Source organism: Xanthomonas sp. PPL134 (genome assembly GCF_040595915.1).
GTDB classification, from domain to species: Bacteria; Pseudomonadota; Gammaproteobacteria; order Xanthomonadales; family Xanthomonadaceae; genus Xanthomonas_A; species Xanthomonas_A indica.
Genome location: NZ_JAMDLL010000011.1, coordinates 37553 through 60031 on the forward strand (window position 1 = coordinate 37553; position 22479 = coordinate 60031).

A 22479-nucleotide genomic window follows, 5' to 3' on the forward strand; every position below is an offset into this window, starting at 1 on the left:
GGAGCGCTGCGCATGTCGGCTGTCGCGCCCCGTCCGCTCGCCGTGCTGGCCCTGGCCGGCGTGCTCGTGCTCGGCGGCTGCACGCCGGCCGCGACGCCCGCACCCAGCGCGGCACCTGCGTCCGCCAGCGCCGCAGCGCCGGCCCACGTCAGCCGCACCGCGCGGCTGCAGGCGTTCCTGCAACAACGCTACGGCAGCGCTGCCATGCTCGCCGGGCACTGGCCGGGGCAGTGGACCCAGGATGGCGCGAGCCATGCGGTGGATTGGCAGGTCTGCGCCGAACAGCCGGTGGTCATCGGCGACGGCTGGCAGCAGTTGCTGGCGGTGTGCGGCACGCTGCGCGATGCCGGCCATCCGGAGCCGGGCACCATCGACTTCTACGTGCTGCGCCCCGAGGGCCAGGGCTTCGCCGTCGCCGCCGAGCGCACCGGCGGCACCTACGGCAGCAACGGCCAGCCGGGCGAGGTCGGCATCGTCCGCGCCGGCAGCGACTTCTACGGGTTCCGCGTGGAGGACGGCTGGTTCGGCCAGGGCTACGCGCTGCAATCGCAAACGCTGATCCTGCCCGGCCCCAAGGGCCTGGTCGATGCCGGCAGCCTGCGCAGCCACATCGACAACGGCGCCGCCGCCGACTGCGACGCCGCCGATGCGGCAGCGGACTGCAAGGCCGGCCAGTTCGACCTCGACTTCGCCCTGCGCTTCGACGACCGCGACCACGCCGCCCGCGTGTGGCCGCTGCTGATCGAGGAAACCGGCGTGGATTGCGGCCAGCGTCAGGTCCAGCGCGAACACCGCTTCGTGCTGGACACCAAGACCTGGACCTACCATTTCCCCGAAGCGCTGCAGCGCGAAGGCTGCGCATGAGGCACGCGCGCCCGGTGCAGCCGCTCCCCTTTCCCCTGCAATCTGGAATTCCGCGATGAAACTGCTCGTCATCGGCTCCGGCGGCCGCGAACACGCCCTGGCCTGGAAGCTGGCCCAGTCCCCCCGTGTCGACGAAGTGCTGGTGGCGCCCGGCAATGCCGGCACCGCCGGCGAGGCCAAGTGCCGCAACGTGGCGGTCAAGGTGAACGACCTCGACGGCCTGCTCGCGCTGGCCCAGGACGAAGGCGTGGCGCTGACCGTGGTCGGCCCGGAAGTGCCGCTGGTGCTGGGCGTGGTCGACCGCTTCCGCGCCGCCGGGCTGCGCATCTTCGGCCCCACCGCCGCCGCCGCGCAGCTGGAAGGCAGCAAGGCCTACGCCAAGGACTTCCTGCAGCGCCACGGCATTCCCACCGCGTTCTACGCCGTGCACACCGAGGTCGAGGCGGCGCTGGCCTATGTCCGCGACAAGGGCGCACCGATCGTGATCAAGGCCGACGGCCTGGCCGCCGGCAAGGGCGTGATCGTGGCGATGTCGCTGGACGAGGCCGAGGCCGCGGTGCGCGACATGCTCTCCGGCAACGCCTTCGGCGACGCCGGCGCGCGCGTGGTGATCGAGGAATTCCTCGAGGGCGAGGAAGCCAGCTTCATCTCCATGGTCGACGGCCACACCGCGCTGCCGATGGCCACCAGCCAGGACCACAAGCGCGTCGGCGACGGCGACACCGGCCCCAACACCGGCGGCATGGGCGCGTACTCGCCAGCGCCGGTGGTGACGCCCGAGGTGCACGCGCGCGTGATGCGCGAGGTGGTGGAACCGACCGTGCGCGGCATGCGCGCCGACGGCGTGCCGTTCACCGGCTTCCTCTACGCCGGGCTGATGATCGACGCCAGCGGCGCGCCCAAGGTGATCGAATTCAACGTGCGCTTCGGCGATCCGGAAACGCAGCCGGTGATGCTGCGCCTGCAGTCGGATCTGCTCGACCTGCTCGACGCCGCGCTGGACGAACGCCTGCACGCGACGCAGGCGCAGTGGGACCCGCGCCCGTCGCTGGGCGTGGTGCTGGCCGCCGCCCCGTATCCAGAGACCCCGGTCACCGGTGAGCCGATCACCGGCCTGGACGCGATACCGGCCAACGCCAAGGTGTTCCATGCCGGCACCACGCTGGACGCGCAGGGCCGCGTGCTCAGCGCCGGCGGCCGCGTGCTGTGCGTGGCGGCGCTGGGCGACAGCGTGGCGGAGGCGCAGCGGCATGCGTACGCCGGCGTGGAGCAGATTCATTGGGCCAGCGAATTCCACCGCCACGACATTGGTTGGCGCGCGATCGCACGCGAGCAGGGGGCGTAGCACGTCGCCACGTGGAGGAGCGGCTTCAGCCGCGACACGGGCATGACCGGGAACGCCGGTCGCGGCTGAAGCCGCTCCTATGGAGGCCCGCACGCGGCCACCATCGCCCTTGCGCTAGCCTGAAACCTCCCCCGGTTCGCGCAAACCCCATGCCCCTCTCCCCGACCCTCCGCAGCCGCTTCCGTGCGCTCGCCGCGCAGACCGAAGGCATCGACACCTCGGTCTACGCCGCCTGCGGCAAGGATCCGCTCGACCCCATCATCGGCCTCGGCCGCCGCGATGCACGCCTCTGCATCCTCGGCCGCGACCCGGGCCGCAGCGAGGTAGAGCACGGCGAGCCCTTCGTCGGCAGCGGCGGCCAGCTGGCGCGCAAGGCGCTGTACCGGCACCTGCACGACGGCGCGGAGATGCCCGATTTCGCCGCCGGGCTCGAGGCCGGCCGCGTCGCGTTCTGGCTCAACACCGTGCCGTACAAGCCGGTGGGCAACAAGGCGTGGTCGATGCCGGTGAAGCGGCGCTTCCACCCGCTGATGCGGCGCCTGCTGCTCGAGCAATGGCGCGGCGACGCCGTCCTCACGCTTGGCCGCGAGGCCTTCCTGTGGTTCGGCATCGACCAGCCGCGCGAGGTGCGCGCGGCACTGGACGCGTTCTGGGCACGCGAGGACCGCTTCCAGGCGCAGACCGAGGTGGAGCTGCGCAGCGAGGACGGCCGCCGCACCCGTCGCGTGACGCTGTACCCGCTGCCGCATCCCTCGCCGCTCAACCAGGCTTGGGACAAGCGCTTCCCGGCGCTGCTGGACGCCCGCCTGCGGCAACTGGACGTCTGAGCGCACTCGTGTAGACGGGCCCGCTCGAGGGGGATCGCATACAGCGACGGTGCGCTATCGTGTCGCGGTGCCGAGCCCCTCGATCGAAACCCGCCTGAGTCGCCTGTGGGCCCATGAAAAGGCCAGCTACGGGCTGCGCGTGTTCATCGCGCTGGCGGTGGCGATGGGCGTGTGCTGGCATCAACAGCAACTGGAGGCGGTGCCGGCGATCTTCCTGGGCACCATCGCCAGCGCCATCGCCGAGACCGACGACAACTGGCTGGGCCGGATCAAGTCGGTGCTGCTGTCGCTGCTGTGCTTTGCCGCCGCCGCGGCCGCGGTGGTGCTGCTGTTCCCGTATCCGTGGCCGTTCGCGGCCGGCCTGGCGCTGTCCACCTTCGCTCTGACCCTGCTCGGCGCGCTCGGCGAACGCTACGCCTCGATTGCCCAGGCCACGGTGGCGCTGGCGATCTACGCGATGATCGGCCTGGACCACGGCAACCAGAACGGCCACGTCGGCGGCAACGCCTGGCACGGCGTGGCCTTGTTGCTGCTCGGCGCCAGCTGGTACGGCGTGCTGTCGGTGCTGTGGACGGTGCTGTTCGCCAACCGGCCGGTGCGCGAGCGGCTGTCGCGGCTGTACCTGGAGCTGGGTCGCTACCTGCGACTCAAGGCGGCCCTGTTCGAGCCGGTGCGGCAGAGCGACCTGCATACGCGGCGGCTGGCGCTGGCCGAGCAGAACGCGCGGGTGGTGGCCGCACTGAACGCGGCCAAGACCGCGATCATCAGCCGCTTCGGCCGCTCCGGCCGGCCCGGCGTGCAGTCGGGCCTGTACTTCCGCCTGTACTACATGGCGCAGGATTTCCACGAGCGCGCCAGTTCCTCGCACTACCCGTACGAGGCGCTGACCGACGCGTTCTTCCACAGCGACGTGCTGTACCGCTGCCAGCGCCTGCTGGCCCTGCAGGGCAAGGCCTGCGCGGCGCTGGGCGAGGCGATCCGGCTGCGCCAGCCGTTCGACTACGGCGAGCAGACCCAGCAGGCCACCACCGACCTGCGGCAGTCGCTGGATTTCCTGCACGCGCGCGCCGATCCGCGGCAGGCGCGCCTGCTCGGCTCGCTGGAACTGCTGGTGACCAACCTGCACAGCATCGAGCGGCGCCTGGCCGAGGCCGCGCAATCGGATACCACCAGCGACACCCTCGATACCCGCCTGCGCGACTCCTCGCCGCACACCCTGCGCGAGATGCTGCGGCGCCTCGGCCAGCAGCTCACGCCCGGCTCGGTGCTGTTCCGGCACGGCCTGCGCATGGCCATCGCGCTGGTGGTGGGCTACGCCATCATGCAGTCGATCCACGCCAGCAACGGCTACTGGATCCTGCTGACCACCGCCTTCGTGTGCCGGCCCAACTACGGCGCCACCCGCCTGCGCCTGGCCCAGCGCATCGCCGGCACCCTGATCGGCCTGGGCGCGGCCTGGGCGCTGATGCAGCTGTTCCCCGGCACCGAGCTGCAGTTGCTGTTCGCATTGCTCGGCACCCTGGTGTTCTTCGTCACCCGCACCGACCGCTACATGCTCGCCACGGCGGCGATCACGGTGATGGCGCTGTTCTGCTTCAACCTGATCGGCGACGGCTTCATGCTGATCTGGCCGCGCCTGCTCGACACCCTGATCGGCTGCGCGATCGCCGCCGCCGCCTCGTTCCTGATCCTGCCGGACTGGCAGGGCCGGCGCCTCAACCAGGTGCTGGCGACGGTGCTGTCCAGCAGCGCGCGCTACCTGGCGCAGGTGCTGGAACAGTACCGCAGCGGCATGCGCGACGACCTGCCCTACCGCATCGCCCGCCGCGACATGCACAACGCCGACGCCGCGCTGTCGGTGGCGCTGTCGAACATGTTGCGCGAGCCCGGGCGCTACCGCCGCAAGCTGGACGCCGGCTTCCGCTTCCTGGCCCTGTCCAACACCTTGCTCGGCTATCTGTCGGCGCTGGGCGCGCACCGCGCCGCGCTGGCCGGCGAGACCGATCCGGACATCGCCCGCGCCGGCGACTACCTGCCGCAGGCGCTGGGCGCGTTGGCCGACGCACTGAGCGAGCGACGCGCGCTGCCGGCTGCCGACGAATCCGCCGAGATCGCGCTGGCCGAGGCGCTGGAGCGCGAGGAGGGCATCGACGAGGCCAAGCGCCGGCTGGTGCGCAACCAGCTCGCCCTGACCCTGCGCCTGCTGCCCAAGCTGCGCGCCGCCGCGCAGGCGGTCAGCGCCGCGCCGGTGCCGCCGGCGCCGACGCTGGCTGCGCCGGCCGCACGCTGATGCCCATCCACAGCAACGCCGCCACCGCCAGCGCCGCACCGCCGATCGCCACCCCGCGCCAGCCGGCGTAGGCGTAGGCCGCGGTGCCGAGGCTGGACCCGATCGCACCGCCGATGAAGTAGCAGGTGACGTAGGCCGAGGTGATGCGGTTGCGCGCGGCCGGATCCAGTTGGTAGATCACGCTCTGGTTGCCGATGTGCACGCCCTGCACCGCCACGTCCAGCAGCACCACCCCGGCCAGCAGCAGCCACAGCGAGTGCGGCGCGCCGAGCAGCAACAGCCACGACAGCAGCAGCATGACCAGGCCGCCCCAGCCGACCCAGTGGCCGGCGCCGCGGTCGGAGAGCTTGCCGGACAGGTTGGCGGCGAACGCGCCGGCCGCGCCGATCAGCCCGAACAGGCCGATGGTCGCAGTGCCGTAGCGGTAGTCCGGGCCGGACAGCAGGAACGCCAGCGTGGTCCAGAACATGCTGAAGCCGGCGAAGATCAGCCCGCCCAGCACCGCCCGCGCGCGCAGCACCGGCTCGTCCCGCAGCAGCGCCAGTACCGAGCCGATCAGGTGCGGATAGGACAGGCGTGGGTTGCCCGGGTGCCGCGGCAGGCCGCGCCAAAGCAGCCCCGACACCAGCAGGATCAGCGCCGCGGCCACCCAGTACACGGTGTGCCAGCCGCCGATCCCGGCCAGCAGGCCGGACACCGTGCGCGCCAGCAGGATGCCCAGCAGCAGCCCGCTCATCACCGTGCCGATGACCCGGCCGCGCTCGTGCGGCGCGGCCAGGGTGGCGGCGAACGGCACCAGGATCTGCGCCGCCACCGAGCTCAGCCCGGTGATCAGCGTGCCGAGCAGCAGCAGCGCGAAGCTGTGCGCCATCGCGCTGACCAGCAGGCCGACCGCGCTGAGCGCATACAGACCGACGATCAGGCTGCGGCGCTCGAAGCGGTCGCCCAGCGGCACCAGGAACAGCAGGCCGGCGGCATAGGCCAGCTGCGCGGTGGTGACCACCGCGCCGGCGCGGCGCACGTCGATGGCGAAGGTCTGCGCCAGCACTTCCAGCAGCGGCTGTGCGTAGTAGTTGCTGGCCACCGCCAGGCCGGTGGCGATGGCCATCAGCAGCACCAGGCCGCGGCGTATCGGCGGATGTGAGGTCGTGTCCATGGACGGGAACCGGATCGAAGAGAGGGGCGCAGTCTGTGGTGGCGGGATCGATCTTTCCAACGCATTTTTTTCACCACTTCCATCTGCTTTTGAGATAGCGTGAGCGTGGCTGCCGACAGCCCGGCCGCGTCGGCGGGTCGGCGCTCCGGACGCACGCCATGTCCGGACTCGGACGCCGCCACCCCGACCGCCATCGCTTTGAAGGAATGCGCTCCATGCCCAGCACCGACATCGCCGAGGCGCTGCACCAGCACGGCTACGCGGTGATCCGCGGCTTCCTGGGCGACGGCGACATTCCCGAGGGCCTGCTGCGCTTCCTGGAAGGCGCCGAGAAGTTCCACGATGGCGTGATCGGCGAGCTGCCGGCAGCGGACATGCAGCGGATCCAGGCGCGCATTGCCGCGACCGTGCCGCCGGTGGCCGCGGCCATGGGCCTGGCGATCGCCGCCGACCGCTTCGGCTACTGCGCCATCCGCATCCGCGAGAGCCATGCCGCGCCGAGCCTGCGCCTGCCGTTCGACCAGCACCGCGATCCGAAAACCGCGCCGGGCGGCGCGCTCAACTGGCACCTGGACCACTTCAGCTATTTCCTGCATGGCGACCACCGCAACTACCTGATCTGCTACATGCCGGTGCTCAAGCCCGACGCCGGCCTGGCCAACGTGGCGATCGTCGCCGACGACGTGGTCGCGCGCCTGGACCCGCGGTTGCATGAGCGCATCCAGGGCCGCGGCGCGCTGCGCTTCCGCTGCGTGGAGGCCGACACGCTGGACTGGTTCCGGCTGCGTTTTCCCGGCGAGGCCATCGCCATCGGCGACTGGTATGCGATCGAGGACCTGCACGACGCCAGCCCCGGCTGGAAGATCGGCTTCGACCTGGAAGCGCACAAGGTGGTGCCGCAACTTGCGGTCGGCGACCTGCTGATCATGCGTGCCGACGTCATCCACCGCACCCACGACGCCGGCTGCGACCGCATCTCGGTGCGCTGCGACGCCCTGCCCGTGCATGCGCCGCGGCTGGACACGCTGCGCGGCCTGCTCGGCATTACCCTGCGCTACCCGTTCATGAGCCGCAAGCGCCGCTACAACATCCGCCTGTGGCTGCGCCAGCGATGGCGCAAGCGACTCGGATGGCTGGCATGAGCCTGGCACTGCAACAGACCGCGCTGCAACGGACGGCACGGCACACACGCGGCGACACCGCGTCGCGGCAGCGCCGCCACCGCGACGCGCGCAGGGCCATGCCATGCTGACCCTGCGCCAGCTCGAATTCGCCGTCGCCGTCGCCGAGGAAGGCAGCTTCACCGCGGCCGCGCGCCGCTGCCACACCGTGCAATCGGCGCTGAGCCACCAGATTGCCAAGATCGAGCAGGCGCTGGGCGCGCGGCTGTTCGAGCGCGGCGCGCGGCAGGTGCGCGCCACCGCCGCCGGCGAGGTATTCCTGCACAACGCGCGCGCCACCCTGCGCGCGGCCGAGCGCCTGCACGAGGAAATGGCGCAGACCCTGGGCACGGTGCGCGGCCGCCTGCAGATCGGCCAGATCTCCTCGTTGAACGCAGTGCAGGTGCCGGCGGCGCTGCGCCAGTTCCGCGAGGCGCACAGCGCGGTGGACGTGCACCTGCGCACCGGCATGAGCGATGCGCTGCTGCTGGACCTGGGCGAAGGCCGGCTCGACGTGGCCCTGGTCGGGGTCGGCCCGCACGTGGCGCTGCCGCCGCAGCACCTGCTGTTGCACGAGGAGCCGCTGGCGTTGATCGCCGCGCCGGGCAACCGCTTCGCCACACGGCGCGAGGTCTCGCTGCGCGAACTGGAGGACGCGCCGATGGCCGGGCTGATCCCCGGTGCCGGCGTGCGCGGCATCATCGACCGCGCCTTCGCCGCCGCCGGCCTGCGCCAGCGCCTGCAGTACGAGGTCACCCACGCCGACCTGCAGCGGCAACTGGTGGCCGAGGACCTGGGCCTGGCCGTGGTGCCGCAGACCATGGCCACCGGCATGCACGGCGTGGCCACGGTGGCGCTGCGCGAGCGCTTCCGCTTCCTCACCTACGCCGTGTGGCGGCCGGACCCGACCCCGGCCGCGCGCGCCTTCATCGCCCTGCTGCGCGCGCGACGCGACGCCCTGCAGGCTGCGCCAGACAGCCCCGGAGCGGGCCGTCGCGCGCCACGCCTGCGCGCGCGGCGAACCTGCTAGGCTGCGCGCGTTCGCAAAGGAGCCTGCATGTCCGCCCACAGCCAGTTCGCCCTGCTGCGGCAACGCCGCTTTCTGCCGTTCTTCGTGGTCCAGGCGCTGGGCGCCTTCAACGACAACGTGTACCGGCAGGCGATCATCGGCCTGCTGTTCTATCTGGGCGTGACCCCCGAGCAGCGCACGCTGTACACCAACCTGGCACCGGCGCTGTTCATCCTGCCGTACTTCCTGTTCTCCTCGCTGGCCGGGCAGATCGCCGAGAAGCTGGAGAAATCGCGGCTGGTGGTCATCACCACCACCATGGAGATCGGCATCATGTCGCTGGCCGCGGTCGGCTTCCTGACCGAGAACATGGCGGTGCTGCTGGTGGCGCTGTTCTGCACCGGACTGCAATCGACCCTGTTCGGGCCGGTGAAGTATTCGATCCTGCCGTCGGTGCTCAAGCCGGAGGAACTGACCGGCGGCAACGGCCTGGTCGAGATGGGCACCTCGATCTCGATCCTGTGCGGCATGATCCTGGGCGGGCTGATCTTCCAGATCGCCGGCGACCACGGGCCGGTGGCCGCGGCCACCGCGGTGGTGGCGCTGGCGGTCACCGGCAATCTGGTGGCGCGCTGCATCCCCAGGGTCGACGCCGGCGCGCCCGAGCTGAAGATCAACTGGAACCCGCTGCCGGAATCGCTGGCGATCATGCGCCTGACCCGGCGCCAGTTGGCGGTGCGCAACGCCGTGCTCGGCGTGTCCTGGTTCTGGTTCGTCGGCACCGTGCTCACCGCGCAGTTGCCGACCTACGCCGAACTCAACCTGGGCGGCGCGCAGGACCTGTACATCTTCGCCCTGGCGCTGTTCTCGATCGGCACCGGCACCGGCTCGCTGCTGTGCGAGAAGCTGTCCGGGCGCACCGTGGAAATCGGCCTAGTGCCGCTGGGCGCGTTCGGCATCAGCGCCTTCATGCTCGACCTGTACTTCGCCCGGCCCGGCGCCGCGCTGCAGACCGGCCTGGGCATCGGCCAGTTCGTGCACCAGGCCGGCAGCTGGCGGATCATGCTCGACCTGGTCGGCATCGGCCTGTGCACTGGTCTGTTCGTGGTGCCGCTGTTCGCGCTGATCCAGAGCCGCACGCCGAAGGCGGAGCTGTCGCGCGTCATCGCCGGGCTCAACATCCAGAACTCGCTGTTCATCGTGCTGGCGGCAATGATCGGCATCGCCCTGCAGATGCAGCAGCTGCAGCTGTTCGGCACGCGCATCCCGATGCCCGGGCTGAGCATCCCGCAGGTGTTCCTGGCGCTGGCCATCGCCAACGCGCTGGTGGCGATCTGGATCTTCAGCATCGTCCCCGAATTCCTGATGCGCTTCCTCAGCTGGGTGATGGTGCGCACGCTGTACCGGCTGCGCCTGCACGCGGTCGAACGTCACGTGCCCGAGGAAGGGGCCGCGCTGATCGTGTGCAACCACGTCAGCTACATGGACGCACTGGTGCTGGCGGCGGCGATCCCGCGGCCGGTGCGCTTCGTCATGTACTACCGCATCTTCAACATTCCGGTGATGCGCTGGATCTTCCGCACCGCCAAGGCGATCCCGATCGCCGGTGCGCGCGAAGATCCCGAGCTGATGCAGCGCGCGTTCGACGCCATCGACGCCGCGCTGGCCGAAGGCGAACTGGTGTGCATCTTCCCCGAGGGCGCGCTGACCAAGGACGGCGAGATCGCCGCGTTCAAGTCCGGCGTGGAGAAGATCCTGGCGCGCCGCGCGGTGCCGGTGGTGCCGATGGCGTTGCGCAACATGTGGACCAGCATGTGGAGCAAGCGCGATTCGCGGTTGCGGCGCATGCGCGTGCCGCGGCGCTTCCGCGCGCACGTCGAGGTGATCGCCGAGGCGCCGGTGGCCGGCGCGCAGGCCACCGCCGAGACCCTGGAAGCCCACGTGCGGCGGCTGCGCGGCGACGCCGCCTGAGCGCGGCGCAGGTGCCGCGGGCGCGCGCTTCGGGTAAATTACCCGCAGGGGAGACGCCACAAGCAGCGGCGTCCATTGCGAAGGACCGAGGACAGTGAATCAGGTCGTACCACCACCAGCGCCCAACGCGACGGGCGTCTATGTGCCCAACAATCTCGTCTGGGCCATCCTCTCCACGCTGTTCTGCTGCCTGCCGCTGGGCATCGTCTCCATCGTCTACGCCTCGCAGGTGGATGGCCGCCGCGCCGCGGGCGACATCGCCGGCGCACGCGAGGCCTCGCGCAAGGCCGGCCTGTGGGCGATGTGGTCCGCGTTCGCGCTGCCGATCCTGATGGCGCTGTGGTTCCTGCTGTTCGGCGGCCTGGCCTTCCTCGGCAGCCTGACCAGCCACTGACCCTGGGCGTTTCCCGTTTCACCACCCAACCACCGGAGCAACACGGATGAATACCACCGCACCGCAAGTGTCCAACAACCTCGTCTGGGCGATCCTGACCACGCTGTTCTGCTGCCTGCCGCTGGGCATCGTGTCCATCGTCTACGCCTCGCAGGTCAACACCAAGCTCGCCGCGGGCGACGTGACCGGCGCGCGCGAGTCGGCGGACAAGGCCAAGAAGTGGGCGATCTACTCGGCGATCACCTCGGTGGTGCTGATCGTGCTGTACATGATCTTCATCTTCGCCCTCGGCGGCCTGGGCATGATGCAGCAGGCCTCGGCGTCCTGAGCACCGCGGCCGCCGTCGCCTGCGACGGCGGCCGGCCACACGCGAGCGCCTCCCTGCCATGTCCCTGCCGCGTCTGCAGTCCCTGCCCCGCTGGCTGCCGCTGGCCGCATTGAGCGGCGCCGCGGTGGTCGCCACCGTGGTGTTGCGTCGGGTCGATCCCAACGTCCCCGGCAATCCGCTGCCGGGCTGCCCGTTCCGCGCCCTCACCGGCCTGTATTGCCCCGGCTGCGGCAGCACCCGCTGCCTGCACGCGCTGGTGCATCTGGACCTGGCTCACGCCTGGACCAGCAATCCCTTGCTGGTGGTGGCACTGCCGCTGCTGGCGATCATGGCGCTCAACGCCGCCGGCCTGCGCCTGCGCCCGCTGGCGCCGCTGCTGAAGATCCTCGCCGACCCGCGGCTGTGGCTGTGGGTGCTGCTCGGCTACGCCCTGCTGCGCAACCTGCCCTGGTCTCCCTTCACCCTGCTCGCGCCGCACTGACGGCCTGCCACACCCGCACACCGCAGCGACTCGTCTAGACTCAGCAACTGCCGTGCACCACCCATCAAGGAGATCCACATGAGTACCGTCAGCCCCGTCGCGCCCCCGCCGCCTCCCGCCTCCGGCGTCCCCGGTCCGGTCCCCAATCACCTGGCCTGGGCGATCATCTCGACGGTGCTCGGTTTCTGCCTGTGCTGCCCGGCGCTGATCACCGGCATCGTCGCCATCGTGTTCTCCAGCAAGGTCAACGGCCTGCTCAACCAGGGCGACCTGGAGGGCGCGCGCCGCGCCTCCAACACTGCCAAGACCTGGTGCTGGGTGACCACCGCGCTGGCCATCATCGGCCTGCTGATCAACGTGGTCATGCTCGCCACCGGCGGCATGCAGAGCTACATGGACTACATGCAGCAGATCCAGCACGCGAGCTGATCGGCATGCGCGCCTGGCAACAACGGGCGTGCCTGGGCGCCGCCGCCGCACTCGCGGCCGGCGGCGCCACGTTGTTGTACCGCTTCGACCCCAATGCCGCGAACAACCCGTTCGCGCCGTGCATGTTCCATGCGCTCACCGGCTACTACTGCCCGGGCTGCGGCATGACCCGCGCCTTGCATGCGCTGGTGCACCTGGACCCGGTCGGGGCGTTTGCGATGAATCCCGGCGCGATGCTCGGCCTGGCGCTGCTGCCCGGCCTGATCGCCTGGAAGGCCGGCTGGCGTGCGGCCTGGTTCGCGCCAGTGATCAACGTGGTCTCGCGCCCGAACTTCTGGCTGGTCGCGCTGCCCGGCTACTGGATCGCACGCAACCTGCCGTGGTTCCCCTTCACCCTGCTGGCGCCGCACTAGCCGGCCTGCCGCATCCGCCTCGTCGGGTCGGGTCGGGTCGGGTCGGGTCGGGTCGGGTCGGGTCGGGTAACAGACTCGCACCTGCCAGCCCGGTTGATGGGCACCCCTCATCACCTCGGCACGCGTCCCGTACCGCGACGGGCATTCCCGACAACTCCGTCGTGGCTGAAGCCGCTCTTACGCGACACCGTCATGCGTGGCAGAAGCCGGTTGTTGGAGGTGCCCTGTTGTCGGGAGCGGCCTCAGCTGACCCAGCCGGCGATCACCAGCAGCGCCAGCAGCACCAGCCACAGCAGCAGCACCCGCCAGACCTGGCTCATCGCATCGCGCAATTCGGGCAGGCGCCGCAGCGCCGGCACCACCATGCCCGCGTCGCTGTAGTCGTGCGCCTCGGCATCGAGTTCGCCACGCACGCTGGCGCAGGCCACCGGCCCGAGAAAGCCGGTGTCCAGCTGCCAGCGCTTGCTGCCGGCGGCGCGCCAGGCACCGAACACCGCTTCGAAATTGCCGACCAGGGCCAGCGAAAACGTCATCAGGTGCGCCACCGGCCATTCCAGCGCCGTCAGCAGCGCCCGCGCGCCGGCGGCGGTGGCCGGCGGCAGCCGTGACGCATACGGGCCGACCGCGGCCAGCGCCAGCAGCCGGTAGCCCAGCGCGCCGAACGGCCCCAGCAGCAGGAACCAGAACAACACCGCGAACCAGCGCCGCAGCGCGCTGACCGCCACCGCCTCGACCAGCCCGGCCGGATCGGCGCGCAGCGGCCCGCCATCGACCTGCAACTGCGCCACCGCCAGCTGCCGCGCCGCGGCATCGTCGGCGTCGATGATCGCTTCCACGTCGGTATCCAGGTCGCGCGGCCCCCAACTGAAGGCCAGGACCGCGATCCCGAACAACAGCGTCAGCAGGCCCAGATGCGGCGCCGCCAGCAGCCACTGCAGCAGGCCGACCAGCAGCAGCGGCGGCAGCAATGCCAGCGCGATGCCGTAGCGGCCGCGCCAGGTGCTGCCCTCGCCGGCATGCGTGTCCAGCCAGCTCAGCCAGTCGCCGAAGGCGTCGAAGCGGCGCAACGAGGCCACCATGCCGGGCGCGACATGGCCCAGCACCAGGGCGACGATCACAGCGACGAGGGTCGTGAACATGCAGGTCCTCCGGGACCGTTCTGAAACGGATGCGCGCAGCGCGCCGGCGCGGTCAGGCCGGCGCGCCGTGCCGGTACCAGTCCTCGATCAGCGCACGGGCGATGGAAATGCGCGGCGGCAGACGCAGGCCGTGGCCGTCGTCGGCGCTGTCGCCGTGCGCCGCCAGGCGCGCCAGCGCGGCGCCGACCTCTTCGCGCTCGAACCAGCGCGCGTCTTCCAGCTCGCCGTCCACCTGCGGCGTGTCCGCCTCCGCCTGCGCGCTGAAGCCGAGCATCAGCGCGCCCGGAAACGGCCACGGCTGCGCACCGTAGTAGCGGCAACTGCCGGGCCGCACCCGCACCTGGGTCTCCTCGGCCACCTCGCGCACCACCGTCTGCTCCAGCGATTCGCCCGGCTCGACGAAGCCGGCGATCACCGAGTAGCGCCGCGCCGGCCAGCTCGCCTGGCGCCCCAGCAGCAGGCGCCAGCCGTCGCTGACCGCGACGATCACCGCCGGATCCACCCGGGGGTAGTGTTCGCTGGCGCACTGCGTGCAGACGCCGAGGAAGCCGCCGCGCTGCAGCGCGATGGCACCGCCGCACACGCCGCAGAAGCGGGTGCGCGCCTGCCAGTGCAGCATCGCGCGGGCGTAGGCGAACAGGCCGGCCTCCAGCGCCGGCCACTCGGCGGCGGCGCGACGCAAGTCGATGCGCTGCTGCGGCGGCGCCCGCTGCGGCACCGCCTCGGCGGCCAGCGCGAACCAGGCCTGGCCATGGTCCAGGCCGAGGAAGAGCGCCTGCTCCGCCGGCGCGCCCAGCGCAGCGGCGCTGGCGATCAGCGGGCGTCCGTCGGTCTCGGCATGCGCATGGCCATCGGCGTCCAGCACCAGCACCCGTGCCTGCTCCCAGGCCTGGCGCAGCGCGGCCGGATCGTTGCGCACGGTATCGGCACGGTCGATCGCGGGACCGGCGAAGGCGAAGGAGTCAGTCGGATCGGACATGCGCCGCAGGGTGCAGGCAAACCGCGCGTCCCGCAAGCCGCAGCGTGTCTACACGCTGAAGCTGCTGCCGCACCCGCAGGTGGTCTTGGCGTTGGGATTGCGGATCACGAACTGCGCCCCGTGCAGGCCCTCGCTGTAGTCCACTTCCGCGCCCATCAGGTACTGCAGGCTGAGCGGGTCGACCAGGAGGGTGACCTGGTCGGTCTGCACCGCCAGGTCGTCCTCGGCGCGGTTCTCGTCGAACTCGAAGCCGTACTGGAAGCCGGAACAGCCACCGCCCTGGATGTACACACGCAGCGCCAGCGCGTCGTTGCCTTCCTCGCGGATCAGCTCGCGCACCTTGGCCGCGGCGGCCGCGGTGAAGTTCAACGGCCGATCCAGCGACTGGTAATCGGGCGTGGGCGCGGCGCCCGGCAGGGAAACGAGAGTGCTCATGGCGCCAGGATGGGGACGGCCGCCGCCCGAATCAAGCCTCGGCGGTCAGCGCGCGCGGCGGCTCGGCGTCGCCGGCGGCCTCGCGATGCGCTTCCGGCGGCGCCAGCGCCGCGAGGCTGCCAGCGTGGATCAGGCGCCCGGTCAGCTGCGCGCCGGCGTTCATCTCCACCACCTGGTAGTGCACGTTGCCCTGTACGCGCGCCTTCGACGCCAGTTCCACGCGCTCGGCGGCGTGCACGTCGCCGATCAGCTGGCCGTTGATGATCACCACCGGCGCGCGCACCTCGCCCTCGATGCTGCCGTGCTCGGACAGGGTCAGCGTGGCCGGCGCGCCGTCCTCGGCCACGACCTTGCCGAGGATGCGCCCTTCCACGTAGAGCCCGCCGCTGAACACCAGGTCGCCGCGGATCACCACCTGCGCCCCGATCAGCGTATCGACCACGGTCTGGCCGCTGCTGCGGCTGTTCTTGTTCCCAAACATAGGCTGATTATTCCCCTTTGCCGTTACCGGCCAATGTCCAATCGAAGGTCTGGCTGACCGGCGCCCCGCCGCCGCTCAATACCACCCGCACCCGTTGCGGAGTGAAGCCCTTGGGCAGGATCACGCTGCCATCCAGTTGCTGGAAGTAGCGGAACGAGTAGTCCTGCCCGGGCACACCGGTCTTCTGGTGCAATTCGTCCCAGCCCACGCTGGTCAGCTTGCCGCCGCGCACGCCTTCCACGGTCAGGCGCAGCTGGCCCTGGCTGATCGCGCCGCGGTTGAGGTTCTGGGTCAGCACCACGTTGTAGCGCCAGGTGCCGCCGGCCTCGGCGGAAAATTCCACCGAATGCACGCTCAGGCCCTTGCGCTGGCTAGTGGCGCCGACCAGGCGCTCGTAGAAGGCCACGTCGGCACGCAGCCCGGCGATCTCCTCGTCGCGCTCGGCCAGCGAACTCTGCACCTCGTTGTTGGCAGCGCGGCTGATCTGGTCGGAGCGGGCCAGGGTGGCCTGGCGCTGGTTGAGCGTCTCGATCTGCCGCTGCTGCGCCTGCAGGTTGCGCTCGGCCTCGCGCAACTGCGCGCTGACCGCACTCAGCCGCGGTGCGGCCTGACGGCTAGCCAGCCACCAGGCCAACGCCAGCGACAGCAGCCACAGTCCGGCCAGCAGCAGCCACAGCCCGCGGCCGCGGCGGGGCGCGGCGCCGTTGGGCACGATCTGGAAACGGGGAACGGGTCGGTTCATGCGCGCTGCCGCGCCACCGAGGCGGCGCCGGCGTCGATCCTCGCGGGTCGGCCTACTGGGCCACCTAGTGTAAGCCACCCTCCTGAGCGGCGCCGGACTGCGCGGCCGGCCGGCGCCGCGGGCTGGCCTTCGTGGCGGGCTTGGCCGATAGTGGCCGGCACCCGTGCAGTTGCAGGAGCGCCTGCCATGACCGACGCCCATCTTTTCGTAATCGGCATCCTGCTGGCCTGGCTGGCGGGGATCCGCGTCTACCTGACCGTGTTCGGTGTCGGCCTGGCCGGCCTGCTCGGCTGGCTGGACCTGCCGCCGGCGCTGCAAGCGACGCAGTCGTGGTGGGTGCTCGGCACCTCCGGCGCGCTGGCGCTGGCCGAGTTCTTCGCCGACAAGATCCCCGGTGTGGATTCGGTGTGGGACCTGCTGCAGACCCTGACCCGGATTCCGGCCGGCGCCTTCCTGGCCGCGGCCACGCTCTCGCCCGACGGCCAGCTCGGCGCCGGCGCGCTGGCCACCGGCGCCGGCGTGGCCCTGACCAGCCACGCGCTCAAGGCCGGCACCCGCGCCCTGCTCAACACCTCGCCGGAGCCGGCCAGCAACTGGATCGCCTCGCTGGCCGAGGATTCGGTGGTGATCGCCGCCCTGGCCCTGGCTCTGGCGCACCCGTGGCTGGCGTTGGCCGTGGTGCTGGCGGCAAGCGTGCTCGGCGCGCTGCTGGTGTGGTGGACGTGGCGCCTGCTGTGGCGGGGCATGCGCCGCCTGCTGGCGCCGGCGGCGCCGTCTGCCGCGCCGCAAGGCACGCAGCCTTCGCGAACTTGATCGCATAATTGGACGCGCACCAGGAACCAGACGCGATGCCCGCCAACGACGCCGCTCCGCTTTCCCATCGCGAGGACCCGCGCGCGCGCCATGTCCGCGCCGAGACTCCGCCGCCGCACTACTGGCGCCGCTGGGTCGGCGACGCGCAGACCACGGCGTCCGCCGACCTCGCCGCCGATGATCGCGCCGCCGACTCCGCGGCGGCCGCCATGCCGCTGGCCAGCAGCGAGCATGACGATGGCCCGGCCGACGCCAGCGCGGCCGCCTTCGTCGTCGCCGACACCGCCTCCGATTCCGCCGCACAGGATGCGGCCGCACCCTACCGCGTGCTGATCGTCGAGGACGACCGCGCGCAGGCGCTGTTCGCGCAGAGCGTGCTGCACGGTGCCGGCATGCACGCGCAGGTGCAGATGCAGGCCGAAGACGTGCAGCAGGCCATCGTCGACTACCGCCCGGACCTGATCCTGATGGACCTGCACATGCCGGGCCTGGACGGCATGCGCCTGACCGCGCTGATCCGCCAGCAGCCGCAGCACCAGTTGCTGCCGATCGTGTTCCTGTCCGGCGATGCGGATCCGGAGCTGGAGTACGAGGTGCTCGACAGCGGCGCCGACGACTTCCTGACCAAGCCGATCCGGCCGCGGCACCTGATCGCCGCGGTCTCCAACCGCATCCGCCGCGCGCGCCAGCAGGCGCAGCAGGACCACGCCGAGGCGGTGCCGCTGAACAATCCCGAGACCGGCCTGCCGACCCGCGCGCATCTGCTGCAGCTGCTGGACACGACGCTGCGCGCGCGCCGCCCCGGCAGCCTGTACTTCATCGAGATCGCCAGCGCGCTCGGCCTGCGCGAACGCTACGGCTACGCCGCATTCGAGCGGCTGATGGCGCAGGCCGGGCGCCGTCTGGCCGGCGTCACCGCGCCGCAGCCGCTGGCGCGGCTCAACGACAACAGTTTCCTGCTGCTGAGCGAGGACGCCGATGCCGACGCGCAGCGGCAGCGCGCGCACGGCCTGCGCGACACCTTGTCCGGCCACGCCTTCCCGCTGCGCGAGGACGAGGCGCTGCACCTGCGCTGCGCGATCGGCTATGCCGACTTCGGCCATGGCTTCGAGGACGCCGGCAGCGCGCTGGAGGCGGTGGAACGCACCGCCCTGCAGGCACGGCTGCAGCCGCAGGGCATCGCCGCCTACGTGCCGCCGCGCGCGGACGAGGACCTGCAACGCATCGCCATGCTGGAAGGGCAACTGGAACCGGCCTACCAGCCGATCGTCGCCGTCGCCGGCGGCGACATTGCCCAGTACCAGGTGCTGCTGCGCCTGCGCCAGCGCGACGGCAGCCTGCTCTCGGCCGGCCAGGTGCTGCCGGCCGCCGAGGCCGGCGGCCGCATCGCCGACCTCGACCAGCAGGTGCTGGACCACGCGCTGGGCCTGCTGCATCTGTACCAGCACGCCACCCCGCCGCTGCGCCTGTTCGTGTCGCAATCCTCGCGCACGCTGGCGCGCACCGCCTTCGCCGAATGGCTGATCGACACCATCGGCCGCCGCGGCGTCACCGGCACCTCGCTGGTGATCGACCTGCGCCTGGACGATGCGCTGGTCCATACCGCCACGCTGCAGCAGTTCTGCGCGCGGCTGATGCCGCTGGGCGTGCAGTTCTGCATCAGCCAGTTCGAGCCGGGCGCCGAAGCCGAAGCCCTGCTCGCGCACCTGCCGCTGGGCTATCTGCGCCTGTCGGCGCGCTTCGCCGGTGCGCATGCCGATCCGGATCTGCGCGACCAGCTGCGCGCCACCATCGACCTGGCGCACCGCGCCGGCCTGCTGATCATCGGCCAGCAGATCGAGCAGGCGCAGGCGGCGGCCGCGATGTGGATGGGCGGGGTCGACTTCATCCAGGGCAACCTGGTGCAGTCGGTCGGCGACCAGCTGAACTTCGACTTCCAGAACGCGGTGCTGTAGCCATGACTGCCCGTCGACGCCGGCCGGTTCCGCGGCCGGCGGCCTTCGCCGCGGCGCTCGCCGTCGCCGGCACCCTGCTGGCGCTGCCGCCGCTGGCACTGCCGTTGCCGGCGCCATGGCACTGGCTGGCGCCGCTGTGCATGGCCGCCGCCGCGGCGCTGGCCACCGCCGCCGGCTGCCGCGCGCGGCAGCAGATCGAACGGCTGGATGCGGCACTGGCGCGCGCCGCGCTGGCCGAGTCCGAACGCAACGCGCTGCAGCACGACGTGCACGCGCGCGAACGGCTGGAACAGGAACTGCTGCAGGCCAAGCAGGCCGCCGAAGCCGCGGTGCTGGCCAAGGGCGAGTTCCTGGCGACGATGAGCCACGAGATCCGCACCCCGCTCAACGGCATCATCCCGATGCTGGAGCTGATCGGGCGCGGCCCGCTCGGCCTGGACCAGCGCGAGATGCTGCGCGCGGCCAACACTTCGTCGCTGCAGTTGCTGCGCATCGTCGACGACATCCTGGATTACTCCAAGCTGGAAGCGAACCGGCTGGAGCTGGAGATCACCACCTTCAACCTGCGCGAACTGCTCGACGGCGTGCTGGAGCTGATGCAGCGCGCGGCCGAGGCCAAGGGCCTGCGCATGGCGCTGCAACTGGACCCGGCGGTGCGCCTGCCGGTGCGCGGCGATCCGGTGCGCCTGCGCCAGGTGCTGAGCAACCTGCTCGGTAACGCGGTCAAGTTCACCGCGCGCGGCGGCATCGATCTGGGCGTGCGCCGGCTCGGCGAGACCCCGGCGCAGCACCTGCTGCGCTTCGAGGTCCGCGACACCGGCATCGGCATCAGCGCCGAGCGCCAGGAGCACCTGTTCCAGGCCTTCACCCAGGCCGATGCCTCCACCACCCGCCTGTACGGCGGCACCGGGCTGGGCCTGACCATCTGCAAGCGCATCGTCGAACTGATGGGCGGGCGCATCGGCGTGGCGTCGCGGCAAGGCCAGGGCGCCACGTTCTGGTTCGAGATCCCGCTGCTGAAGGTTATCGGCGACCTGTCGCGGAACCCGGGCGGCCTGCCGCGGCTGCACGCGCTGCTGGTCGGCGCCGACGCACGCCTGCAGCAGCGCCTGAGCGTGCTGCTGCCGAACTGGGGCGTGCAGGTCAGCAAGGTCGATTCGACCCAGGAGGCGCTGGAGCGGCTGCGCGGCAACGGCAGCGGTGCGCGCCCGGCCTACGATCTGGTGATCGGCGACCTGGACGGCCTGCGGCAGAGCGCGCGCGCCCTGCAGCGTGCCGTGGCGCGGCTGCCGGCGCCGCAGACCACGCGGCTGATCTGGCTGTACGGCGAGGCCGACATTCCCGAAGAGATCCGCGCGCACGGCGCGCTGCTGTCGCGGCAGGCCGCCGATATCGACCTGCGCAGCATGCTGGCGCTGACGCCGGCGACACCGAGCCTGGCCAGCGAGACCAACGCCGCCAGCGACGACGCCGCGGATACGTTCTACCACGACGCCTTCGTGCAGGACGCCAAGGGCAGCCCCACGCCAATCCGCGCCGCGGCCACGGCGACCGCTGCGGCGGAGGCCGATGCGCCGCCAGCGCACAGCGGCTACCGGCTGCTGCTGGTCGAGGACAATCCGGTCAACCTGATGGTGGCGCGGCGCCTGCTGGAGTCGCTCGGCCACCACGCCGACAGCGTCGAGGACGGCGCCGCCGCGCTGGCGCAGTTGGCGCGGCAGCCGTACGACCTGGTGCTGATGGACTGCCAGATGCCGGTGCTGGACGGCTACGCCGCCACCCGCCAGTGGCGCCAGCGCGAGACCGAGGCGGCACGCCCGCGCCTACCGATCGTGGCGATGACCGCCAACGCGATGGCCGGCGACCGCCAGCGCTGCCTCGAGGCCGGCATGGACGATTACCTGTCCAAGCCGATCGACCGCACGCGGCTGCAGGCCTGCCTGCAGCGCTGGCTGCCGACGCAGCCGGCGGCCATGCCGGCGCGCGAGACAGTCGCGTCCGAGGCGGATGCAGCCCCAGCGACGGACGCGGCCGTCCCCGGCGGACCAGCGGATGCGCTCGCCGACGCGATGCACGTCGAAGCGCAGGACACCCGCCACGCCGACATGCACCCGGCGGACGCTGCCATCGCGTCCAGCCCCACCGCAACGTCGACCGCCCCGATGCCATCGCCCGATCACGCCACCCGCGACCTCCCTCCGGCAGCGCCTGCGCTGGAACAGCATGTGCCATCGCGCGGCGCTGCCGCGCCGCCGCCGCTCGCCTCGCCGGAGACAGACGAGCTTGAGCCGCCATCGGCGGTGCCGGCGCCGGTGCTGGACATCGCGGTGCTCGACGAGCTGCGCGAGGTCGTCGGCTCGGCCAGCGTGGCGCAGATCGTCGAATTGTTCCTGGCCGATGCGCCGCTGCTGATCCAGCGCCTGGAGCAGGCCGCCGCGACCGCGCAGAGCGACGCGCTGCGCGAGGCCGCGCACACGCTGAAGTCCTCGGCCGCCAACCTCGGCGCACTGGCGCTGTCGGCGGCGGCACTGCGCATCGAGTCGGGCGTGCGCACCGGCACGCTGGATCGGCCCGTGGTCGCGGTCGCCCTGGTGATCGCCGAGTTCGCGCGCGCGCGCCTGGCACTGAGCGGCTACCGCGCCAGCGTCCACGATGCCGCCGAACCCGCCGCGCCGTAACGCGGCATCGCGCGGGTGTGGCGTCGCCCCGCGCCTGCAGGCGGCACGATCGCCCGCCCAGACCTGCCACCGAGCGTCGAAGACGCAGACGCACCGCCTGCTGCTTTTCTCGCAGGAGCGGCTTCAGCCGCGACAGGCGTTGCCGGTAACGCCCGTCGCGGCTGAAGCCGCTCCTACAGTAAAGGCGCGCGGTGCGTGCATGGGCGTCGCGATGCACCGCCATGACCTTCGCCGTGTCGCATGCTCCGCCTGCGATCGTGCAGGGGACGTCGCGAGAGTCAGATGCGAGGTGTTGCGGTTGATCCGCACAGGAAACTCTCGCCGCGCGCGATGCGGCCGCAGTCGCCGCCGGCTGGGTGCATGCAGGAGCAGCTTCAGCTGCGACCGATCACCATCAATGCGTCGCGGCGGAAGCCGCTCCCAAAGAAAGCGGAGGTCGTGCGCTGCCGATGCCATGTCGGCCACATGGATGCGCGCAGGAGCGGCATGTGCCGCTGTTCGGGATCAGCGGCGACTTTCGGCCCGCGACGCGTCGCGGCGGAAGCCGCTCCAACAAAAGGGCGACGCCGCGCGATGCGGATGCGATGCCG

21 protein-coding genes are annotated in these 22479 nt (G+C 71.5%); 15 read left to right on the forward strand and 6 right to left on the reverse strand.

Annotated features, from left to right (window positions below):
- The first annotated feature begins 12 nt into the window (after nt 1-12).
- The 4 genes from M3U25_RS16885 to yccS all read left to right on the forward strand — a co-directional run bounded on the left by M3U25_RS16885 (nt 13) and on the right by yccS (nt 5326).
- Nucleotides 13-864, forward strand: coding sequence for a hypothetical protein (locus tag M3U25_RS16885; protein ID WP_242160217.1), 852 nt, complete (start codon nt 13-15; stop codon nt 862-864).
- 55 nt (nt 865-919) lie between these two features.
- The gene (purD, locus tag M3U25_RS16890; RefSeq protein ID WP_355502694.1) at nt 920-2209 is read left to right on the forward strand and encodes a phosphoribosylamine--glycine ligase; all 1290 of its coding nucleotides are present in this window, start codon (nt 920-922) and stop codon (nt 2207-2209) included.
- A 149-nt stretch (nt 2210-2358) separates the two neighbouring features.
- Nucleotides 2359-3036, forward strand: coding sequence for a uracil-DNA glycosylase family protein (locus tag M3U25_RS16895; RefSeq protein ID WP_355502691.1), 678 nt, complete (start codon nt 2359-2361; stop codon nt 3034-3036).
- A gap of 67 nt (nt 3037-3103) precedes the next feature.
- Nucleotides 3104-5326 (forward strand): YccS family putative transporter, encoded by a 2223-nt coding sequence (gene yccS, locus M3U25_RS16900; RefSeq protein WP_355502765.1) that lies wholly within the window; start codon nt 3104-3106, stop codon nt 5324-5326.
- Here the strand turns inward: yccS and M3U25_RS16905 are convergent.
- Entirely contained in the window at nt 5271-6482 is a 1212-nt protein-coding gene (locus M3U25_RS16905; protein ID WP_355502688.1) for an MFS transporter, read from the reverse strand. The genes yccS and M3U25_RS16905 overlap by 56 nt on opposite strands.
- Nucleotides 6483-6697: 215 nt before the next feature.
- Here M3U25_RS16905 and M3U25_RS16910 point away from each other — a divergent pair, with 215 nt between their 5' ends.
- From M3U25_RS16910 to M3U25_RS16945, 8 genes are all read left to right on the forward strand, one after another.
- Nucleotides 6698-7624, forward strand: a complete 927-nt coding sequence (locus M3U25_RS16910) for a hypothetical protein (RefSeq protein ID WP_355502685.1) — start codon at nt 6698-6700, stop codon at nt 7622-7624.
- Between the two features lie 103 nt (nt 7625-7727).
- Entirely contained in the window at nt 7728-8672 is a 945-nt protein-coding gene (locus M3U25_RS16915) for a LysR family transcriptional regulator (RefSeq protein ID WP_342074284.1), read from the forward strand.
- A gap of 27 nt (nt 8673-8699) precedes the next feature.
- Nucleotides 8700-10622 carry an MFS transporter gene (locus tag M3U25_RS16920; protein WP_355502682.1) on the forward strand — a complete coding sequence of 641 codons (1923 nt, stop codon included), beginning with the start codon at nt 8700-8702 and terminating at the stop codon, nt 10620-10622.
- A 94-nt stretch (nt 10623-10716) separates the two neighbouring features.
- Nucleotides 10717-11016: a CD225/dispanin family protein gene (locus M3U25_RS16925; RefSeq protein ID WP_048489319.1), complete on the forward strand. Its 300-nt coding sequence runs from the start codon at nt 10717-10719 to the stop codon at nt 11014-11016.
- Between the two features lie 46 nt (nt 11017-11062).
- Complete coding sequence (locus M3U25_RS16930) at nt 11063-11344, forward strand: CD225/dispanin family protein (RefSeq protein WP_242160209.1); 282 nt, start codon at nt 11063-11065, stop codon at nt 11342-11344.
- A gap of 58 nt (nt 11345-11402) precedes the next feature.
- A complete protein-coding gene (locus M3U25_RS16935) occupies nt 11403-11825 on the forward strand; it encodes a DUF2752 domain-containing protein (protein ID WP_242160208.1) in 423 nt (140 codons plus the stop codon).
- A 78-nt stretch (nt 11826-11903) separates the two neighbouring features.
- On the forward strand, nt 11904-12254 hold the full coding sequence (locus tag M3U25_RS16940) for a CD225/dispanin family protein (protein WP_242160207.1): 351 nt from the start codon (nt 11904-11906) through the stop codon (nt 12252-12254).
- A 5-nt stretch (nt 12255-12259) separates the two neighbouring features.
- On the forward strand, nt 12260-12667 hold the full coding sequence (locus M3U25_RS16945) for a DUF2752 domain-containing protein (RefSeq protein WP_019797682.1): 408 nt from the start codon (nt 12260-12262) through the stop codon (nt 12665-12667).
- 242 nt (nt 12668-12909) lie between these two features.
- Here M3U25_RS16945 and M3U25_RS16950 read toward each other — a convergent pair whose 3' ends face one another.
- From M3U25_RS16950 to M3U25_RS16970, 5 genes are read right to left on the reverse strand one after another with little or no spacing between them, the layout of a single operon-like run.
- Nucleotides 12910-13806, reverse strand: a complete 897-nt coding sequence (locus tag M3U25_RS16950) for a hypothetical protein (protein WP_242160206.1) — start codon at nt 13804-13806, stop codon at nt 12910-12912.
- Between the two features lie 52 nt (nt 13807-13858).
- Nucleotides 13859-14785, reverse strand: coding sequence for an NAD(+) diphosphatase (nudC, locus tag M3U25_RS16955; RefSeq protein WP_355502676.1), 927 nt, complete (start codon nt 14783-14785; stop codon nt 13859-13861).
- A 48-nt stretch (nt 14786-14833) separates the two neighbouring features.
- Complete coding sequence (erpA, locus tag M3U25_RS16960) at nt 14834-15220, reverse strand: iron-sulfur cluster insertion protein ErpA (RefSeq protein ID WP_017908990.1); 387 nt, start codon at nt 15218-15220, stop codon at nt 14834-14836.
- A gap of 31 nt (nt 15221-15251) precedes the next feature.
- On the reverse strand, nt 15252-15701 hold the full coding sequence (locus tag M3U25_RS16965; protein WP_160946138.1) for a polymer-forming cytoskeletal protein: 450 nt from the start codon (nt 15699-15701) through the stop codon (nt 15252-15254).
- A gap of 7 nt (nt 15702-15708) precedes the next feature.
- On the reverse strand, nt 15709-16443 hold the full coding sequence (locus tag M3U25_RS16970) for a DUF6776 family protein (RefSeq protein ID WP_355502672.1): 735 nt from the start codon (nt 16441-16443) through the stop codon (nt 15709-15711).
- A 186-nt stretch (nt 16444-16629) separates the two neighbouring features.
- Here M3U25_RS16970 and M3U25_RS16975 point away from each other — a divergent pair, with 186 nt between their 5' ends.
- Genes M3U25_RS16975 through M3U25_RS16985 form a run of 3 tightly spaced genes read left to right on the forward strand, consistent with a single transcriptional unit; the run spans nt 16630 to nt 21889 of the window.
- Nucleotides 16630-17256 carry a DUF4126 domain-containing protein gene (locus M3U25_RS16975; RefSeq protein WP_242084692.1) on the forward strand — a complete coding sequence of 209 codons (627 nt, stop codon included), beginning with the start codon at nt 16630-16632 and terminating at the stop codon, nt 17254-17256.
- 35 nt (nt 17257-17291) lie between these two features.
- The gene (locus tag M3U25_RS16980; RefSeq protein WP_355502668.1) at nt 17292-19211 is read left to right on the forward strand and encodes an EAL domain-containing protein; all 1920 of its coding nucleotides are present in this window, start codon (nt 17292-17294) and stop codon (nt 19209-19211) included.
- 2 nt (nt 19212-19213) lie between these two features.
- On the forward strand, nt 19214-21889 hold the full coding sequence (locus M3U25_RS16985) for an ATP-binding protein (RefSeq protein WP_355502665.1): 2676 nt from the start codon (nt 19214-19216) through the stop codon (nt 21887-21889).
- The last annotated feature ends 590 nt before the right edge of the window (nt 21890-22479 follow it).

Excerpts from the sequence above, each read along its gene's own strand:
- M3U25_RS16885 (WP_242160217.1), top strand. The coding sequence starts at position 13 with ATGTCGGCTGTCGCGCCCCGTCCGCTCGCCGTGCTGGCCCTGGCCGGC.
- purD (WP_355502694.1), top strand. The coding sequence starts at position 920 with ATGAAACTGCTCGTCATCGGCTCCGGCGGCCGCGAACACGCCCTGGCC.
- M3U25_RS16895 (WP_355502691.1), top strand. The coding sequence starts at position 2,359 with ATGCCCCTCTCCCCGACCCTCCGCAGCCGCTTCCGTGCGCTCGCCGCG.
- M3U25_RS16905 (WP_355502688.1), bottom strand. The coding sequence starts at position 6,482 with ATGGACACGACCTCACATCCGCCGATACGCCGCGGCCTGGTGCTGCTG.
- M3U25_RS16910 (WP_355502685.1), top strand. The coding sequence starts at position 6,698 with ATGCCCAGCACCGACATCGCCGAGGCGCTGCACCAGCACGGCTACGCG.
- M3U25_RS16915 (WP_342074284.1), top strand. The coding sequence starts at position 7,728 with ATGCTGACCCTGCGCCAGCTCGAATTCGCCGTCGCCGTCGCCGAGGAA.
- M3U25_RS16920 (WP_355502682.1), top strand. The coding sequence starts at position 8,700 with ATGTCCGCCCACAGCCAGTTCGCCCTGCTGCGGCAACGCCGCTTTCTG.
- M3U25_RS16930 (WP_242160209.1), top strand. The coding sequence starts at position 11,063 with ATGAATACCACCGCACCGCAAGTGTCCAACAACCTCGTCTGGGCGATC.
- M3U25_RS16935 (WP_242160208.1), top strand. The coding sequence starts at position 11,403 with ATGTCCCTGCCGCGTCTGCAGTCCCTGCCCCGCTGGCTGCCGCTGGCC.
- M3U25_RS16940 (WP_242160207.1), top strand. The coding sequence starts at position 11,904 with ATGAGTACCGTCAGCCCCGTCGCGCCCCCGCCGCCTCCCGCCTCCGGC.
- M3U25_RS16945 (WP_019797682.1), top strand. The coding sequence starts at position 12,260 with ATGCGCGCCTGGCAACAACGGGCGTGCCTGGGCGCCGCCGCCGCACTC.
- M3U25_RS16950 (WP_242160206.1), bottom strand. The coding sequence starts at position 13,806 with ATGTTCACGACCCTCGTCGCTGTGATCGTCGCCCTGGTGCTGGGCCAT.
- nudC (WP_355502676.1), bottom strand. The coding sequence starts at position 14,785 with ATGTCCGATCCGACTGACTCCTTCGCCTTCGCCGGTCCCGCGATCGAC.
- erpA (WP_017908990.1), bottom strand. The coding sequence starts at position 15,220 with ATGAGCACTCTCGTTTCCCTGCCGGGCGCCGCGCCCACGCCCGATTAC.
- M3U25_RS16965 (WP_160946138.1), bottom strand. The coding sequence starts at position 15,701 with ATGTTTGGGAACAAGAACAGCCGCAGCAGCGGCCAGACCGTGGTCGAT.
- M3U25_RS16970 (WP_355502672.1), bottom strand. The coding sequence starts at position 16,443 with ATGAACCGACCCGTTCCCCGTTTCCAGATCGTGCCCAACGGCGCCGCG.
- M3U25_RS16975 (WP_242084692.1), top strand. The coding sequence starts at position 16,630 with ATGACCGACGCCCATCTTTTCGTAATCGGCATCCTGCTGGCCTGGCTG.
- M3U25_RS16980 (WP_355502668.1), top strand. The coding sequence starts at position 17,292 with ATGCCCGCCAACGACGCCGCTCCGCTTTCCCATCGCGAGGACCCGCGC.
- M3U25_RS16985 (WP_355502665.1), top strand. The coding sequence starts at position 19,214 with ATGACTGCCCGTCGACGCCGGCCGGTTCCGCGGCCGGCGGCCTTCGCC.